General features: G+C 45.0%; 14 protein-coding genes. 7 read left to right on the top strand and 7 right to left on the bottom strand.

Annotated features, from left to right (window positions below):
• Positions 1–9: 9 nt before the first annotated feature.
• A complete protein-coding gene (locus tag R8O11_RS10735) occupies positions 10–930 on the top strand; it encodes an amino acid ABC transporter permease (protein WP_318194134.1) in 921 nt (306 codons plus the stop codon).
• Positions 931–1,022: 92 nt separating this feature from the next.
• Positions 1,023–1,841, top strand: coding sequence for an EAL domain-containing protein (locus tag R8O11_RS10740; RefSeq protein WP_005386068.1), 819 nt, complete (start codon positions 1,023–1,025; stop codon positions 1,839–1,841).
• Positions 1,842–1,947: 106 nt separating this feature from the next.
• Here R8O11_RS10740 and R8O11_RS10745 read toward each other — a convergent pair whose 3' ends face one another.
• Positions 1,948–2,481: an RNA-binding S4 domain-containing protein gene (locus R8O11_RS10745; RefSeq protein WP_053303581.1), complete on the bottom strand. Its 534-nt coding sequence runs from the start codon at positions 2,479–2,481 to the stop codon at positions 1,948–1,950.
• A gap of 226 nt (positions 2,482–2,707) precedes the next feature.
• On the opposite strand from R8O11_RS10745, the gene R8O11_RS10750 reads away from it, so the two are divergent.
• Complete coding sequence (locus R8O11_RS10750) at positions 2,708–3,661, top strand: endonuclease/exonuclease/phosphatase family protein (protein WP_053303578.1); 954 nt, start codon at positions 2,708–2,710, stop codon at positions 3,659–3,661.
• A gap of 17 nt (positions 3,662–3,678) precedes the next feature.
• Here the strand turns inward: R8O11_RS10750 and cra are convergent, their stop codons facing one another.
• The gene (gene cra / locus R8O11_RS10755) at positions 3,679–4,659 is read right to left on the bottom strand and encodes a catabolite repressor/activator (protein ID WP_005386066.1); all 981 of its coding nucleotides are present in this window, start codon (positions 4,657–4,659) and stop codon (positions 3,679–3,681) included.
• A gap of 373 nt (positions 4,660–5,032) precedes the next feature.
• On the opposite strand from cra, the gene fruB reads away from it, so the two are divergent.
• Genes fruB through fruA form a run of 3 tightly spaced genes read left to right on the top strand, consistent with a single transcriptional unit; the run spans position 5,033 to position 8,905 of the window.
• Positions 5,033–6,166, top strand: a complete 1,134-nt coding sequence (fruB, locus tag R8O11_RS10760; RefSeq protein WP_318084920.1) for a fused PTS fructose transporter subunit IIA/HPr protein — start codon at positions 5,033–5,035, stop codon at positions 6,164–6,166.
• A 9-nt stretch (positions 6,167–6,175) separates the two neighbouring features.
• Positions 6,176–7,147 carry a 1-phosphofructokinase gene (gene pfkB / locus R8O11_RS10765; protein ID WP_225466253.1) on the top strand — a complete coding sequence of 324 codons (972 nt, stop codon included), beginning with the start codon at positions 6,176–6,178 and terminating at the stop codon, positions 7,145–7,147.
• An 18-nt stretch (positions 7,148–7,165) separates the two neighbouring features.
• Positions 7,166–8,905, top strand: coding sequence for a PTS fructose transporter subunit IIBC (gene fruA / locus R8O11_RS10770; protein ID WP_033906530.1), 1,740 nt, complete (start codon positions 7,166–7,168; stop codon positions 8,903–8,905).
• Between the two features lie 82 nt (positions 8,906–8,987).
• On the opposite strand, the gene R8O11_RS10775 is transcribed toward fruA, so the two are convergent.
• From R8O11_RS10775 to R8O11_RS10790, 4 genes are all read right to left on the bottom strand, one after another.
• On the bottom strand, positions 8,988–9,698 hold the full coding sequence (locus R8O11_RS10775) for a hypothetical protein (RefSeq protein ID WP_064354754.1): 711 nt from the start codon (positions 9,696–9,698) through the stop codon (positions 8,988–8,990).
• 175 nt (positions 9,699–9,873) lie between these two features.
• The gene (locus R8O11_RS10780) at positions 9,874–12,933 is read right to left on the bottom strand and encodes an efflux RND transporter permease subunit (protein WP_318194135.1); all 3,060 of its coding nucleotides are present in this window, start codon (positions 12,931–12,933) and stop codon (positions 9,874–9,876) included.
• A complete protein-coding gene (locus R8O11_RS10785; protein WP_062730998.1) occupies positions 12,933–13,994 on the bottom strand; it encodes an efflux RND transporter periplasmic adaptor subunit in 1,062 nt (353 codons plus the stop codon). Before R8O11_RS10785 ends, R8O11_RS10780 begins: the two co-directional genes overlap by 1 nt.
• A complete protein-coding gene (locus R8O11_RS10790) occupies positions 13,994–15,067 on the bottom strand; it encodes an efflux RND transporter periplasmic adaptor subunit (protein WP_064377088.1) in 1,074 nt (357 codons plus the stop codon). The genes R8O11_RS10785 and R8O11_RS10790 overlap by 1 nt, the downstream gene beginning before the upstream one ends.
• A gap of 160 nt (positions 15,068–15,227) precedes the next feature.
• Between R8O11_RS10790 and vdeR the strand changes: the two genes are divergently transcribed.
• On the top strand, positions 15,228–15,956 hold the full coding sequence (gene vdeR, locus R8O11_RS10795; protein ID WP_005376423.1) for an efflux transporter transcriptional repressor VdeR: 729 nt from the start codon (positions 15,228–15,230) through the stop codon (positions 15,954–15,956).
• 71 nt (positions 15,957–16,027) lie between these two features.
• Here vdeR and gcvT read toward each other — a convergent pair whose 3' ends face one another.
• Positions 16,028–17,146 (bottom strand): glycine cleavage system aminomethyltransferase GcvT, encoded by a 1,119-nt coding sequence (gcvT, locus tag R8O11_RS10800; protein ID WP_017820967.1) that lies wholly within the window; start codon positions 17,144–17,146, stop codon positions 16,028–16,030.
• Between the last annotated feature and the right edge of the window lie 35 nt (positions 17,147–17,181).

The following is a 17,181-nucleotide window of genomic DNA, read 5'->3' on the forward strand; positions in this document are numbered from 1 at the left end:
GTTAAATTTTTGGGCGAACAAACCACCACTCGCACAGCACCCACCAAGGCCAACACAGGTTCCTTTCTAGTTCGGTTAAACACGCTCGATTGGGTACTGCTTATTATCTGTGGTATTGGTGGTGTTTGGCTGTACCATCGTTCCAACGTTGGTGTGCATTATTTGTGGCAGTGGAAAGAGGCGTTTGAACTACTTTTCACACCAAGATCCGACGGTGGTTTGCCCTACTTCTTCCAAGGTTTGATTTCGACGTTAAGGCTCAGTATTTGGGGCATCAGTTTCGCATTAGTGCTTGGCACTTTGTTAGGCTTAGCCCGCTTCTCTCGCTCCGTCTGGTTGCGCACACCTGCCAACGCGTTTATTCAGTTGGTAAGAAACATCCCACCGTTGGTTTTTGTTTTTATTTTCTACTTTTTCATTTCTAACCAATTGATCCCGTTACTCGGTTTAGAAGATCTTTTACGAAACTACAACGGTGAACCAAACGCGCTACAAAGCTTTCTTTTTGGACCTTCTAACCTTTGGGAAAATCTTGCCTCTGGTGTGTTATGCGTCGGCTTACTCTCTTCTGCCTACATAGCAGAAGTTGTGCGAGCAGGGTTACAAAGCATCGACCAAGGTCAGTGGGAAGCGGCGGATTCATTGGGCTTGTCTCGGTGGGTGAAATACCGATTCGTTATCGCACCACAGGTACTTAAAGCAATAACACCTGCACTTGCTGGTCAAACCATCTCTTTGGTGAAAGACACCTCCATCGTTTCACTGATTTCGATACAAGAAATGACGTTTGTTGGGACAGAGATGGCAAATTCATCAGGGTATATATTTGAAATTTGGTTGATTGTCGGCCTTGCTTACTTCTTAATTTGTTTTGGTCTGTCACTTATTTTTCGCCATATTGAAGCAAAATCGGAAGCCATTTCAAATTAACTCAACCGCATATGTAATTAGGCACATTTGATTCTTCAAATCAGAATTGCACCCTGTTACATTGGCAAGATGCTAAATTTTCGGCGTTTTTCATGGAGTTAAAGAATCAATCCGACTACGAGCGATACATAAAACAAGATAATCTTGGTGAATATTACGTAGTTCTCAATCAATTCACTTTTCACAGTGTTTATCAGCCAATTTTTGATAGACGCCAACGTATTATTGGTATGGAAGCCTTACTGCGTATTCGTGGCATTGATGGTTCCCTAATTCGTCCTGACGTGTTTCTGGCCAATAATGGTCTTGATCCCTACTTTCGCTTATGTGTAGAGTTTTTATCCAGAGCAATGCACATTCGAAATTTTGCACGCTATTTCGCGGGGACGCCGATCAAACTGTTTCTTAACGTCATGCCTCAAACGCTACTCACACTAACCAAAGACATGGGCTTTAAAGATAACGGCCTGCTTTACAAACGCCTTTCCGAACTTGGTATGAGCCCATCAGACGTCGTTTTTGAAGTAGTCGAAGAGTCATGCGGAAATACGGATTTATTAATCAAAGCCGTACAGTTAATGAAAGCAAATGGTTTTATCTTTGCTATCGATGATTTTGGCGCCCAACATTCTGATATCGCACGTGTTCAGCAGCTCTGCCCTGACATCATCAAAATCGATCGTTCCTATTTGCTAGACTACTGCGCCGGAGAAACCTTTTCCATACATAGCGCCGTTGATCTAGCGGATCATATGGGAGCAAAAGTCATTATAGAAGGGGTTGAAGAAGACGTGCAGCTACAAGCTATGTATCAACTTAATTTGGATTATTACCAAGGCTTTTACTTAGGAAAGCCTTGCGCCATTCATCACTGGACAGATAGCCTAAACATCGAGACGACTGTGCATTAACACTGCCCACTTACAGCACAGTGAAACCAAAAAAGCGCCGATATAATATGCTCGGCGCTTTTTAGTTTTACTCAGATGTCACTTATTTAGTTAAGCGTTCATTTCCCTAGAAAAAATCAATAGAATTACGACCGCTCTTCGGATCACGAGTGGCTTGCGGTTTGTCTTCTTTTTTGCCTTTCTTAGCAGACTGAGACAACGCTTCTTTCTGCGCTTTACGTTCTTTATGCGCTGCTTTTCGGCCTGTTGACTTAGGTCCAGAGCCTTTAGCTGGCTTGCTTTGGCGAGATTTCTCTTTACGTGCAGATTGCGCTTCTTTCTTCGCTTTCTTTTCTGCTTTTTGCTCTGCCGTTTCAGGTTCGGTTACTGGCGCATCGCAAACCACAACATAATATTCCTGGTTAAACTCAAAAAAGTCACCATCATACATCTTGCGGCGCTTACGTGTTTCTAGTTCACCATTCACCGCGACGTAGCCTTCCTCGATGATATGTTTTGCTTCGCCGCCACCGCTGACCAAGTTTGCGATTTTAAAAAGCTTGTACAGTTCGATTGGATGCGCATCAACATCGATGCCAATCGCTTCGATCTCAATCTCTTCGCCTTCTAAATACTCTTCGTGGTCGTAATCTTGGGTCATGTTACTTACTCTTACTATTTGATGCCCTGAAGTTTAAACGCAATGCTTAAAAATAGAAACCTCTGGCGATGTTCAATCACCGATTCACCTTGGCATTTGAGCACCTCTTAACCCATTTAGCTTGTCGCTCGTTAGCTTGTATCTCGATGCGTAGCTCAAACGAAGCTGCAATTACGCAACCTGAAGGTATATACTCTCTAAGTTATTGTTGAAAAGAGCGAATACTTTGTCTCAACCAAGTAGAATTACCTTTGTCACTGCGAACTTGTTTAATTTTGTCGCACCGCCTAACGCTTACTATGATTTCGAGAACATATACTCGTTAGAGCAATGGCGAGACAAACTTTCGTGGACGCAACGTCAAGTTGAAAAACTGGAAGGCGACGTGATTGGCTTACAAGAAGTATTCAGTATCGAGAAGACCCAGGCATTCTTTTCAACCATCGGCTACCCCTACTTTGCGACCGTTGACACCCCACATGTTGAGGATGAGTACATTTACTCAAGCCCTGTTGTGGCAATCGCATCTCGGTTTCCAATAGAAAAAGTACAAGCGGTAGAGTTTGACTTAGCAACGCTTGAGCCTTTTGGAGTAAGTGTTGTTCCAGAGTTCAGTCGCAAACCTATCTATGCCCAAGTAATACATCCTGTACTTGGTCATATCGCCGTTTACGTAACGCACCTGAAATCTCAACGCCCAGCCGACTCAGAACAACCAGAAACGTCTAGCACGATTATTGGGCGCTGGTTATCCACCCAGCAAAGAGGCTGGGAAGCAGCGATGTTAAGAGACGCGATGCAAAAGAGGTATCGAAAAGAACCAATGCCGACAGTGTTAATGGGCGATATGAATCAACCTATCACTCCTATCAGCGTTAACAGCTCATTAGTATCCAATACTAGTGACAGCGTCACTGAATTACAACTCAAAGATGGTTGGTTATTGCAAAGTGACCCCCTGAAGGATGAACGCCCAGCCACGCACTATCATTTTTCCACTGGGAATGTACTCGACTATATCTTGCTCTCACAAGAGTTTGACACCTTATCAGATATATCGGTTGCCGAGGTTGTTGACTATCAGGTGTCTAACCAACATCTGATCAACCCGATTTATGACAGAGATAAAAACGCCAGCGACCACGCATTTGTGGCGCTGACGGCTGAAGTAAAGCTTTGAGCAACCTATTTAGTGACTTAGTGACGTTTCACAATTTTACGCGGGATAAGTTCTACGCCAGGCTTGTAACGCTTAGCGGAAGCGTTGAGTGCTAACTCCATTGCGCTGTCCGCGATCAACTCAAACTGTTGAGGCAAAGAGTTGATTTTCACAGGCAAGAAGTCCAGCAGTCGATTATCACCAAATGTCGCTAAACGCACCTTTCCCATCAGTTCTGGTTTTTCTAGCATTACATCCAACACACCTTCTAACAGTGTGTATGACGTTGTAACAATGGCATCTGGCAATGCGTTCTCTGTTAACCATCTCTCTAAGACTTTCTTGCCTTCTTCCCGGGAGAAGTGTTGTCCATAACCCACTGTTGCCGTTTTACCACCTTGTTGAGAAGCAGATAGAAAACCGAGCTCACGCTCTTTTGAGACTTGAAGATCTTGCAATGCACCGATTAAGCCAATGGACTTAATATCCTCTGACAGTACTGACTGAGTGAGTTCAAGTGCGGCATCAAAATCTTCGCTGATGACACAACAAAAGTGCTCATCATCCATTGGACGGTCTAGCGCGATAACTGGCGTACCAGAATTTTGCAACTTAAGATAATACTCGTTTGCAGTGGGCATACCACTTGCCACAAACAACGCATCAATACGACGACTGACTAATGCTTCCGCCACCTTTTGCTCTGTATCAGGATCATCATCAGAGCAGCCAATCAAAATTTGGTACCCCGCTTTCCGAGAGTTCTGCTCTATCAACTTTGCAAGACGCGCATAACTGGTGTTCTCTAAGTCTGGGATGATAAGCCCAAATGAGCGTGAATTACCTGCCCGCAAGGAAGACGCCGCATGATCTGGCTTATAATTGTACTCATCTACAACGGCCATCACCTTTTTCTGAGTCTTCTCGCTGATGCGGTATTTCTGCGCTTTTCCGTTAATCACATAGCTTGCAGTTGTCTTAGAAACACCCGCTAATTTGGCTATTTCATCCAGTGTCATATTCTAAACCTTATTCTGTGCGCGCGATCATATTAATACATCAACGATCTTTCGATAAGTTGAATTATAAGCTGAACCGATTCAGTATAAAAGCTGAAAGGATTCAGCAAAACTTAAAAATTGACGTAAATCACCTGAATACACAACAAACCAATTTGTGAGCTAGGCTATAGGACAGCGGCAAAGGCTCGTTTGTTAACGTCAGTTTTTAAAACAGTTTTTCTGAGTCTTTTAAAAAATTTACCAACAAGCTGAATCGATTTAGCTTGAAATATAAAAGGTTTGAGGAGTGATAAGCGCTCAGAAGAAGCGGCGTTCAACTTCTCACACAGAATACATTTTTAAATTGATACCTTAAGGCTGGAGAAGCACCATGCTTAAGCTAAATAAGAACGACATTACCCTCTCGCAATCAGCGACAGATAAGTTTGAAGCAATAAAGAGTATTGCTCATAGCCTGACTGATAAAGGCCTAGTTGAGCAAGGTTACGTTGAAGGCATGCTAAACCGTGAAAACCAAAACTCTACGTTTTTGGGGAACGGTATTGCAATACCGCACGGTACAACCGACACTCGTGCAATGGTGAAAACAACGGGTGTTGCTGTGCACCACTTCCCACAAGGTGTCGACTGGGGTGATGGCAATACTGTGTTCGTCGCTATCGGTATCGCAGCTAAATCTGATGAGCACCTTGGCATTCTTAAACAACTCACCAAAGTGCTAGGCGCAGATGGCGTAGAAGAACGTCTGCGTAATGCAAAAAATGAAGACGAGATCATCGCCCTACTGCACGGTGATGTTCAGCTTGAAGCAGACTTTGACGCTTCTTTAATTCAACTGATGTTCCCTGCGAGCGACATGCTACAGATGAGTGCTGTTGCTGGTGGTCTGTTGAAAAATACGGGATGTGCTGATAACGAATTCGTTGCAGATCTCGTTACCAAACAACCAACTCACTTAGGTAATGGCCTGTGGTTAATTGGCAGTGACAAACATGTCACTCGCACAGGTGTGTCATTTGTCTCGACGGCAAACGACTGCGAATATGAAGGTCAAAAAGTGCGTGCACTTGTCGCGTTCGCGGCATGTAACAATGCTCACCAACCTATCCTAAAAACGCTTTCTAATATTGTGTTTAACAATGAACACGGCAAGCTTTTAGATGCATCAGTAGAACAGATTCTTGCTTTGTTCAAAGGTGAAGAAGTCACAGCCGCACCTTCAGAAGAAGGCAATACCGCTGTATTTAAAATCAAAAACTCTCACGGCCTACATGCTCGTCCGGGGGCAATGTTAGTCGCAGAAGCGAAAAAGTTTGAATCCACTATACGTGTTTCCAACCTAGACGGAGATGGAAAAGCAGTAAACGCGAAGAGCCTAATGAAAGTCATCGCGCTGGGCGTTAAGCACGGTCACCAACTTCAATTTACAGCAGAAGGCCCTGATGCGCCGCAAGCCTTGGAGTCTATCGGAAATGCAATCGCTTCTGGCCTTGGTGAAGGTTAAGGATCCGATATGACAAACAAAACAAATAAGGTTGTCACTATTACGCTCAACCCAGCATTGGATTTAACAGGTTCAGTAAATGAACTAAACGTTGGTTCCGTGAGCTTAGTACAGCAAAGCAATCTCCACGCTGCTGGTAAAGGTGTCAACGTAGCAAAAGTATTGAGCGATTTAGGCGCAGACGTCACGGTTACCGGCTTTCTCGGTAAAGATAACCCTGAGCTATTTCATCAGCTTTTCAATGACATCAACGTTAAGAATGAATTTGTGGAAGTAAAGGGTGCCACTCGTATCAACGTTAAGCTGGTTGAGGCCAATGGCAACGTCAGTGATATCAACTTCCCTGGCGTTCAAGTAGCGGCCGACGAAATTACTCGCTTTGAGGAGACACTATTTCGTCTAGCGGAGACGCATGATTACTTTGTACTTGCAGGTAGCTTACCTGGAGGCGTAACCGCCGAACAATGCGCTGCATGGATAGAAGCACTGCATCAACAAGGCAAAAAGGTGTTGTTCGACAGTAGCAAAGCCGCATTGAAGTCAGGTATTGAGGCTCACCCATGGTTAATTAAACCTAACGATGAAGAACTTGGTGATTTTGTTGGCGAACATCTAGAAACGCCTGAACAATGCCAAGCTGCTGCGCAAACACTGAGCGACAAGGGCATAGAAAACATCGTGGTTTCTATGGGACCTGACGGTGTTATGTGGCTCAACCAAGGCGAATGGCTTAGTGCAAAGCCGCCTCGAATGAATGTAGTGAGCACCGTTGGCGCAGGCGATACGCTGGTCGCTGGCTTGTGTTGGGGCCACATGCAACTGATGCCTAAAAACGATTTATTGCGCTTCGCTACGGCACTTTCTGCTTTGGCAGTTAGTCAAGTTGGCGTAGGGCTAACCAGTCAGGAAGAACTGGAAAATATCAAGCGACAAACTGAAGTTAGCGCGCTTTACCCTATTACAAACTTAGAACAAAACTAAGGAACAGAAGGTTATCGTATGAATATTGCCATTATTACTGCCTGTCCGAGCGGTGTAGCAAATAGCATCCTTGCGGCAGGATTACTAGAACAAGCCGCTGCAAAATTAAACTGGAATGCCAAAATAGAATGTCAATCAAGTGTGGTTGAACCAACACTATTGACGGAAGCTGACGTTGAACAAGCAGAAGTCATTGTCATTGCGGCAAATACTAGCGTCGACACTTCTCGTTTTGTAGGAAAAAAGGTTTACCAAGCGGAAATTAGCGAAGTAGCAAAAGACGCAACTGCGTTTCTCCAGCAAGCGGTTGAAAACGCCACTTTACTTGAAAAAGCAACCACACTTGCAGCCCCTATCACTACAGATACAACATCAGCATCAAAGAAGATTGTTGCAATCACGGCATGCCCTACTGGCGTTGCGCATACCTTTATGGCGGCAGAAGCTTTAGAAGAAGAAGGCAAGCGTCGTGGCCATCAAATCAAGGTAGAAACTCGTGGTTCAGTTGGCGCTAAAAACCAACTGACTGAGCAAGAAATTGCAGATGCCGATCTGGTGATCATTGCTGCGGATATTGAAGTGCCACTTGATCGCTTTAACGGCAAAAAGATGTACCGCACGAAAACAGGCCCAGCTCTGAAAAAAACAGCCGAAGAGATGGACAAAGCATTCGAGCAAGCCACGATTTACCAACATTCAGGTTCTGCAAATTCTGCTTCGGCAGCAGACGAGAAGAAAGGCGCTTACAAACACTTGATGACAGGGGTATCGCACATGCTGCCTGTGGTTGTCGCTGGTGGTTTGATCATCGCCCTATCGTTCGTGTTTGGTATTGAAGCATTTAAAGAAGAAGGCACACTAGCAGCAGCCTTGATGAACATTGGTGGTGGTTCTGCATTCGCATTGATGATTCCTGTACTTGCTGGCTATATTGCGTTTTCAATCGCTGACCGTCCTGGTCTGGCTCCTGGTCTTGTTGGTGGTATGCTAGCAAGTTCAACGGGTGCTGGTTTCCTAGGTGGTATCGCAGCTGGCTTCATTGCCGGTTACGCAGCGAAACTCCTCGCAGATAAGGTGAAACTGCCACAATCGATGGAGGCGCTTAAACCGATTCTGATCATTCCATTTGTAGCAACATTGTTCACTGGCCTTGTCATGATCTACATCGTAGGCGGCCCAGTTTCAGGCATCATGAACGGCCTGACTGACTTCCTAAACAACATGGGATCTGACAGTGCAGTACTACTGGGTATTATCCTTGGCGCAATGATGTGTTTCGACTTAGGAGGCCCTGTCAACAAAGCCGCTTACGCATTTGGTGTTGGCCTTTTGGCTTCACAAACTTACGCGCCAATGGCGGCAATCATGGCCGCAGGTATGGTTCCTGCGCTAGGTATGGGTTTAGCGACCTTCATTGCGAAGAACAAATTTGAACAAAATGAACGTGAGGCAGGTAAAGCATCATTTGTCTTGGGCCTTTGTTTCATCTCTGAAGGCGCAATTCCATTTGCTGCGAAAGATCCAATGCGCGTGATTCCATCTTGTATGGCAGGTGGCGCACTTACTGGTGCCCTATCGATGCTATTCGGTGCGAAATTAATGGCACCACACGGCGGTCTATTCGTGCTGCTAATTCCTAACGCAATTTCACCAGTATTAATGTATTTAGTGGCTATTGCAGCAGGTACAGCGGTAACTGGCTTTACTTACGCATTCTTAAAAAGCAAAGCAGAAGCGAAACAAGAAGTCGCAGCTTAATTAGAGCGACTCCGGTTAACAATGCCACCCTCGAATTTGGCATTTAGCACCTCCCTTTAATTCCGGTTAAGGGAGGTGTTTTTTATTCCGCAGCCGGAACGGCTACAATGTCTACTTCCCCACTGCTCATATCCACCGTTGCTTGATAAGCGCTATGCGGGTCACCGTAGTGCTTGAAGGTAAAGTGGTAAACGTTAGCTGGCGTCCACAAGGTTTTTGACTCTGCGGGCAGAATGTCATAGCCGTCTTGCTGATAAAGCTCTGTCGCCATTACATTTGCGATTGCCGCCTGCTGGTTAGCGTCTCGATCCACCTTTTGCTCTAGTGACGGGTTACTTGGATAAGACTCACCGTTGTAACTCATGAGTCGATATGAGCCATTACTCCAAACGATAAAGTCCTGCCAACCATTACTGTAACTGTCGGCTAGTACAATAGGCGTGCGAGTTACCGACATTCGATTGATAACGTTTCCCTCATTATCAAACATATATGCAGCACAGCCACCACTACCACAGAAATAGCGATCTTGAAGCAACACTATGTATTCTGCCTTGCCGTCGCTGTTTAGGTCGGCGCTACCCGATAGATAACGTAGATTGTCTTGCTCGAGCGACAGCCCTTCAGGGGCTAAAACCTTACTATCAATCCAACTGGAAATGACTTCAGCACTAACACTGTTGATTTTAGGGAAAGGTTGTTTGGTTTCTGTCGGCATGCTATCCGTCGCGGTGCAGCCAACCAAGGTGAAAGAACCAACGAAGAAGAGTCCGTTTAATATGCGCTTATTCATGTAATCTCAATCTTTGATGTGTCGTTACATGAGTATACGCATGATTTGCATTGTAATCGTAAGAAAATCATTAAAATCAAGCAAATGAATGGTTTGGTATGTATTAGTAAGATCAAAAAAGCCCCGAAGAAAACCTTCAGGGCTAGGCAGGAAGCTGGCAAATAGCCAGGAGTCCCTATGCAGTGGTCGGTTTTACCCTAAACAGAATTGCAAACATCACTGGCACCACTATCAGTGTCAGTACAGTAGCAAAACCAAGACCTGCCATAATCGTTATTGCCATCGAGCCAAAGAAGGCGTCGAAGACCAGTGGAATCATCCCCAAGATAGTTGTTAGGGCAGCCATACTTACCGGACGAACGCGGCTTATCGCACTATCGACAATCGCGAGGTAAGGATCTTTACCTGACTCCAACTCAAGGTTAATTTGGTCAAGCAACACAATACCGTTTTTCAAAATCATGCCACTTAGGCTTAACAAACCAAGGAATGCTGTAAAACTGAACGGCATGTTCGTGGTAAGCAAACCAAAAGCAACGCCAATGATCGCTAACGGAACGGTGAACCAAATGACCAACGGCTTTTTGATTGAGTTAAACAGTAAAATAGTAATGATGAACATCAACAAGTAACCCATCGGCAATGAACCGAATAGGCCTTCTTGTGCATCTTTGGATGATTCGTACTCACCACCCCATGTGATTTCGTATCCTTCTGGAACATGCAATGCCATCACTTTAGGCTGTACACGAGCAAATAAGCTTGCTGCCGTGTCGTCACTCAACACATCATGGTCCGCGAGAACGGTTAACGTACGCTTACGGTCACGACGCTGAATTAGCGGCTCACTCCAATCCAGTTGAACGCCATCAATCACTTGATCAACCGGAATATACGTTTGCAACGAAGGACTCCAAATGGTCACGTTTTGTAGTGATTCAAAATCTACGCGTTCTTCTTCAGGAAGGCGTGTCATAATTGGCAACGTATGTGTACCATCACGCAAGTAACCTAAGGTGCTACCACCAAACGCCATTTGCAGTGTGCTTGAAAGATCTTCTTTCGAAATACCTAAGCGACGAGCTTTAGACTCATTGAAAACGGGTACAAGTTCCTTGGTGAGCTCTCGCCAATCGTGACGAATGTTTCGGGCACCAGGATCGGTATGAAGGATGTCTTCAACTTGCACCGCCAAGTCACGTAAAACTTGTGGATCAGGGCCAGTAATACGCGCTTCGATCTTAGACGCTGGTGATGGACCAAATTCCATCAATTTAAACTGGAACGTAGGCGCATCAAATGTTTTCGCCAGATTCTCATCTAACTTATGCAGTAAACCAAACATTTTCTCACGATCAGTCGCGCGAACTTGGAACTGCGCGTACGCTTCGTAACTTTTTTCTGGTTGATAGGTTAAAGCAAAACGCTGTAGGCCCTGCCCAATCGAAGCAGAAACAAAGTCAATATCATCTTGCTGACGAATGTAGCTTTCGACCTCTTCAGCTTTTTTAATCGTTTCTCGGATGTCAGTACCCTCTGGCATCCACATATCCACGTAGAACATCGGCGTATTCGATGGTGGGAAGAACTGCTGTTTTACATTACCAAATGCCACGACAGCACCCACTAATAGCGCCACCATGCCAGCAACGGTAAGCCAGCGGAATCGCAATGCAAATTTCAGTGATGCCCCAAATACGACAAACAACCAGCCTTTATAAGGATCATCTTCGCTAGTACCCTGCTCTTTGTTTTCCTCTTTCAACAAAAGATCGGCAAGGAAAGGCGTCAGTGTAATAGCGGTAATCCAGCTTAAAAATAGTGAGAAACACAGCACCCAGAATAGAGAGCCCATGAACTCACCTGTCGCATCTTGCGACAAACCGATAGGTGCAAAAGCCGTAATTGCAATAACAGTTGCGCCCAGCAAAGGCCATTGTGTTTGCTTTACAATATCGACAGCCGCTTGAACTTTGGTACGCCCTTTCTTTAGGCCAACCAATATGCCTTCCACGACAACAATCGCGTTATCAACCAGCATACCCAAGGCAATAATTAACGCGCCAAGAGAAATACGATGCAGTTCGATGTTGTTGTAATTCATCAAAATGAAGGTACCAAATACCGTCAATAACAACACAACTCCAATGATGACACCACTGCGTAAACCCATAGTAAACAGCAACACAATGATTACGATCGCCACTGCCTCCGCTAGACTAATTACAAACGCTTTAACAGATTCATCCACCTCATTGGCTTGGTTGTAAAAGTAGTTCATATCGATGCCAGCAGGCTTGATAGACTCTAGGCTCGCGAGCTCCGCATCCAAACGTTCACCAACCTCAACCACGTTCACACCCGACGCAAACGAGATACCGATATTAATCGCTTTTTGACCGTTAAAGAGTACGACGTTGCTTGGCTTCTCTTGAATACCGCGAGAAATCGTTGCTACGTCTTTTAGACGAATTAGATTTCCTGTGTCACGGCCATGAATGATCAGATTTTCTAGTGCTTCTACAGTGTTTAAAGTGCCGCTTGGGCGAATAACAAGGCTTTCGCCATTGACCATCACTTCACCTGCTGAAACCACATTGTTTTGCTGGTTCAACAAGCTCGAAACCACATTCATGTCTAAGTTCAGTGCAGCAAGGCGATCAAGTGAGATCTCAACGAATAGCATTTCTTGCTGATCGCCCGTGATGTCTACCTTACCAACACCATCAACAAGCTCGATTTCACGGGTCAGGTAATCCGCATAACGTTTCAGCTCTACATAGTCGTAATCGTCACCAGTGAGCATTAACATCACGCCATAAACGTCACCGAAATCATCAATGATCTGTAAAGACTGAACACCTTGAGGCAATGATGGTCGTAAATCATTAATTTTACGGCGCATTTCATCCCAAATTTGCGGCAGTTCATCAGGACCATAGTCCATTTCCATGCTCACCGTTATTTGAGACATACCATTAGAAGACGTAGAGGTAATTTTGTCGATATAAGGGAGTTTTCGAATCTCTTTTTCTAGAGGATACGTCAGCTCTTCTTCAACTTCTTTTGACGTCGCGCCAGGGTATGTTGAGATGATCATGGCATCTTTGATCGTAAATGCCGGGTCTTCTAATCGTCCAAGCTCCAAAAATGACGTTAAACCACCAACAGCAAGGATAATAATGAACAACCAGCTGATGACTTTGTTTTTTATTGAATACTCAGCAATGTTCATTATTGGTTATTCTCCACAACATCCACATGTTTACCTTCGCGTAATTTACGCAGATTTGAATTAATCAGAATATCGCCCTGGCTAACACCTGACGACACAATGGCTCCATTGCCATTCACTTGAGAAATCATGACAGGCACTCGTGTGACAATGTCACCTTCTTTTTTCCACACAAAGAACTCATTCCCTTCACTGCCTGCTTGAAGCGCCGTGACAGGAACACTGTAACCATCAATAGAGGTAATGCCCGCCTTCACCATATCGACCAAAACGCTTACGCTGGTTCCCGGCAATATCTCTGTTTTTGGCTGTGGCATCGTCAAGTACATTTCGTAGGTTTGAGTTTCAGCGTTGGGTTCACTTGTGTGCTCTAAATAGTCCAAAGCAAATCTGCCATCGATGCCGGAGAAGGTTGCTCTAGGCTTGTAGCTCATGCTGTCTGAGTTTGGGTCTACCATCGCTAAAACATTGTCGGAAAGCTCAATACGCACGTAAACCAAATCGTTTTGGTATAGGTTTAACACGGGTTCACCAATTGCCACACGCTCAAAACGTTCTTTGAAAACATCGGATACTTTACCGGCGAACGGGGCGAATAAACGGGTGTAATTCAATTGATTGGTCGCGTTATAGAAAGTAGCCTCAGCTAGCTCTTTATTGGCGGTTAGCTCATCAAGTTCCGCTTTTGAAATCATTTGACGTGCATGCAAGTCTTCACCGCGTTTAAGCTGACGAATTGCGAGTGTGTATTGTGCTTCTGCGTCATTCACGGCTTGCTTCTCTTTGCTATCATCTAGCTTTGCGATCATTTGCCCCTGCTTCACAACGTCACCCGCTTTAACCAATACGTGCTGAACTTCCCCAGCGCGGCGAAATGCCATTGGCGTTTGCTCTGCAGGCACTACTATGCCTTTGAACGCGCGATGTTGACTTTGTACTGGTGCATCCACCGAGATAGTCGACACAAAAAGTGACTGCTCGACGATAGCTTGGTTTTCATTTTTGCACCCTGTTAAAACTGCAAGTGCAATCGCAGAGATCGTAAGTAGAGAACGTTTCATTAAATGCCTCCCTCACGAACCCAAGCTTTCACCACTTGTCCTTCAACCAGTCTCTCAACACCAGCAATAACAACGTAATCATTGTTATCAAGCCCGGCTTTCACACCACCTGCTACGTCAAGTGACACAGTGACTTTATTGACCTGCTGCGTGCTTCTGTCCATTACCCAAACTTCACCTTGCGTCCCATTTTTGTTGACCCAAGCAGACTGAGGTAACGTCATCGCATCCGATACATGTTGTTTAGCAATGTGTACCTGCCCTGTCATACCTGTCAGCAAATTGCGATCTTCTGGTCGAGTGATGGTCACGATCGCCTCATAACTATTGGTATCGATGTTTGGCTGCGTCGAAATTTCTTTAAATTGCCCAGGAATACGTTTTCTTGGCTCGCTATCCATCGTCACCCACATATCGGAGTTTTGCAGTGACTCAAGTGATACAGATTCCGCATAACTTACTGGCAAGGTGAACGACACATCCAACGTCGTGTTATCAATGAGATTCAAGATCTCCTGCTTCTCTGCTACTACCTGAAACGGGTTGACATAGGTATATGACACAATGCCATCAAACGGTGCATGAATTTTGGTATAGCTCAAATCGGTTTTAGCTTGTTCGTAGTTCGCCAATGCCGCTTTATATTGAGTTTCTTTCTGATCGTACTCATCAGTACTAATGAGTTTTTTTCCGTAAAGGTTTTTCGCGCGGTCCCATTGTGTTTTCGCTAACGCGTACTGCGCTTGAGCGGCATCTAACGCAAGCTGAAGATCTTTAGGGTCTAACGTTGCGAGCACTTCACCTTTTTGGACCTTTTGACCCATGCGTACACGTAATTCATCTACCTCTCCACCAACCTGAAAAGAAAGCTGCGCGCGATGTGTTGCATCAATACGCGCTAAAAAGGCGTGCGAGTCTTCAAGTTCTAGGTCTTTCACCGCCAGTAATTTTACAGGCTTGATTAAAGGTTCAGACGGCTCAGAAATGGCTTTATTACACCCAGTTAGCATCCCAGAAAGACTTAATGTCACCACTGCGCCAACTAAAGTGCGCCTTAAATATTGTTTTCGCACCCGCTTTCTCCGTAGGTTTTATATATTACACAGCCGTGCAGTATAAGCAGAATTTGAAATTGATCAACATATTTTCCAGGTGGATAGCAAATTAATTAGTCAAAGCGTTCGGTTTCTGGTAAAAGTAAGCGCGTGATTAATATTCGGGAAAATTCGAACTATGAATGAAAGAAAGCAGGGGCGTAGAAGTGCTGAAGCAGCAGAACAAACTAAGTGTCTGATCCTTAAAGTGGCAGCAGATATGTTTTGTGAACTTGGTTACGAGCGTGTCTCGCTGCGCAATATCAGTGAAAAGGCTGGTGTTTCACATAGTTTGATCCGTCACCACTTCGGCAGCAAAGAGAAAATCTGGCAAGCGGTTAGCGATGCAATGGACGAGTTCATGCAGTGCTATATGGCTGAACTCATCAATGAAATGCCGGAGAACACACCTTCGAATAGAAAAATTTATCTGTTTATGGTTCGCATGCTAGCATTTGCTCTCGTCAATCCTCATCCAGTACAGATGATCGCCGATGCCATTCGACAAGGCGATGACGGTGCTCTGCTGCAGTATTTCTTAAAGTCAAAAGATGAGTTCGCTGCGATATTTACCGGAATTTTCGAGCAGTACAACAGCGAAAACCCTAATGCACAATTTGATCAGTGGGAATCAAAGTGGCAAATGTTGATCTTCGCACATGGTGCTGTCAGTCTCGCGCCAATGATGCAAGAAACATGGCCGGATATTGCAGATAATCGCGAAAAATTGCTGATCAAGCATTGGGAGTTGTTTAATACCATTATGGCCTCTCAATTTGGGATCCCAAAAGAAGAGATGATTCATCCGGAAAAGCTTGAAGATATCGTTATTGATATGTGCTGTACTATTGATGAAGCAGTAAACTAAAAGTAAACAAGCGAAAAGAAGACATAAAAAATGCCGAGCTACAAAGCTCGGCATTTTTGTTTCAATTCGTTTTAACCACGGTAGTAGCGTTGTGGTACGAACGGCATTTTTTCAACTGTCATTGGTAGCATTTTACCACGCACTTCAGCGAACACTTCAGTACCAATCGCCGCCAAATCCGCACGAACATAACCCATTGAGACTGGCTTACCTGCATTCGGACCCGCCGTACCGCTGGTTACAACGCCAATTTTAACGCCGTCAGCATCAAACAGTTCAACACCTTCACGCACTGGCGCTTTGGTTTGACCTACTAGACCCACTCGCTTACGCGCCACATCTTTAGTCTCAATCTGCTTAAGAATAATGTCTGCGCCAGGGAAACCACCTTCACGTTCACCACCAATACGACGAACTTTTTGGATACCCCATAGCAAGCTCGCTTCAACAGGTGTTGTTGTTGTGTCTAGGTCATGACCGTATAGACAAAGGCCACACTCAAGACGAAGCGAATCACGAGCACCAAGGCCAATCCATTCAACTTCATCTTCAGCAGTCAGTTTACGTGCTAGCTCTTCCGCTTTGTCAGCAGGAACCGAGATTTCGTAACCGTCTTCGCCTGTATAACCACTACGAGAAACAATGCACTCGGCGCCTAAAATATCGACTTTACGAATATCCATGAACAGCATTTCAGAAACTTCTGGTGCAAAACGCGCCAATACAGCCGCCGCTTTAGGGCCTTGGATTGCAAGTAGAGCTCGGTCTTCGATAATTTCTAGCTCAACACCAGATGGTAAATGCGCTTGTAGGTGTGCGATATCTTGCGCTTTACATGCTGCGTTCACAACCACAAACAGATGATCGCCTAGGTTAGCCACCATCAAGTCGTCCATGATGCCGCCCTCTTCATTAGTGAAAAAAGCGTAACGCTGTTTACCAGACTCAAGATCCACAATATCCACTGGAACTAATGTTTCTAGGAACGCAGCTGCACCGTCACCAATTAGGCGAAGCTGTCCCATGTGAGAAACGTCAAACAGACCTGCCGCATCACGAGTATGTAAGTGTTCCTTCTTTACGCCTAGAGGATACTGAACAGGCATATCGTAACCCGCGAACGGGACCATTTTGGCACCAACTTCAACGTGAAGTGCGTGTAGTGGTGTTTTCAGTAGTTCTTGAGTCATTTTCGTCTCCATTTAGATAGACCCGAGAATGCTAT

The sequence above is a fragment of the Vibrio sp. 1288 genome (assembly GCF_033344475.1).

Excerpts from the sequence above, each read along its gene's own strand:
- R8O11_RS10780 (WP_318194135.1), bottom strand. The coding sequence starts at position 12,933 with ATGAACATTGCTGAGTATTCAATAAAAAACAAAGTCATCAGCTGGTTG.
- fruA (WP_033906530.1), top strand. The coding sequence starts at position 7,166 with ATGAATATTGCCATTATTACTGCCTGTCCGAGCGGTGTAGCAAATAGC.
- R8O11_RS10740 (WP_005386068.1), top strand. The coding sequence starts at position 1,023 with ATGGAGTTAAAGAATCAATCCGACTACGAGCGATACATAAAACAAGAT.
- R8O11_RS10785 (WP_062730998.1), bottom strand. The coding sequence starts at position 13,994 with ATGAAACGTTCTCTACTTACGATCTCTGCGATTGCACTTGCAGTTTTA.
- vdeR (WP_005376423.1), top strand. The coding sequence starts at position 15,228 with ATGAATGAAAGAAAGCAGGGGCGTAGAAGTGCTGAAGCAGCAGAACAA.
- cra (WP_005386066.1), bottom strand. The coding sequence starts at position 4,659 with ATGACACTGGATGAAATAGCCAAATTAGCGGGTGTTTCTAAGACAACT.
- gcvT (WP_017820967.1), bottom strand. The coding sequence starts at position 17,146 with ATGACTCAAGAACTACTGAAAACACCACTACACGCACTTCACGTTGAA.
- pfkB (WP_225466253.1), top strand. The coding sequence starts at position 6,176 with ATGACAAACAAAACAAATAAGGTTGTCACTATTACGCTCAACCCAGCA.
- R8O11_RS10775 (WP_064354754.1), bottom strand. The coding sequence starts at position 9,698 with ATGAATAAGCGCATATTAAACGGACTCTTCTTCGTTGGTTCTTTCACC.
- R8O11_RS10745 (WP_053303581.1), bottom strand. The coding sequence starts at position 2,481 with ATGACCCAAGATTACGACCACGAAGAGTATTTAGAAGGCGAAGAGATT.
- fruB (WP_318084920.1), top strand. The coding sequence starts at position 5,033 with ATGCTTAAGCTAAATAAGAACGACATTACCCTCTCGCAATCAGCGACA.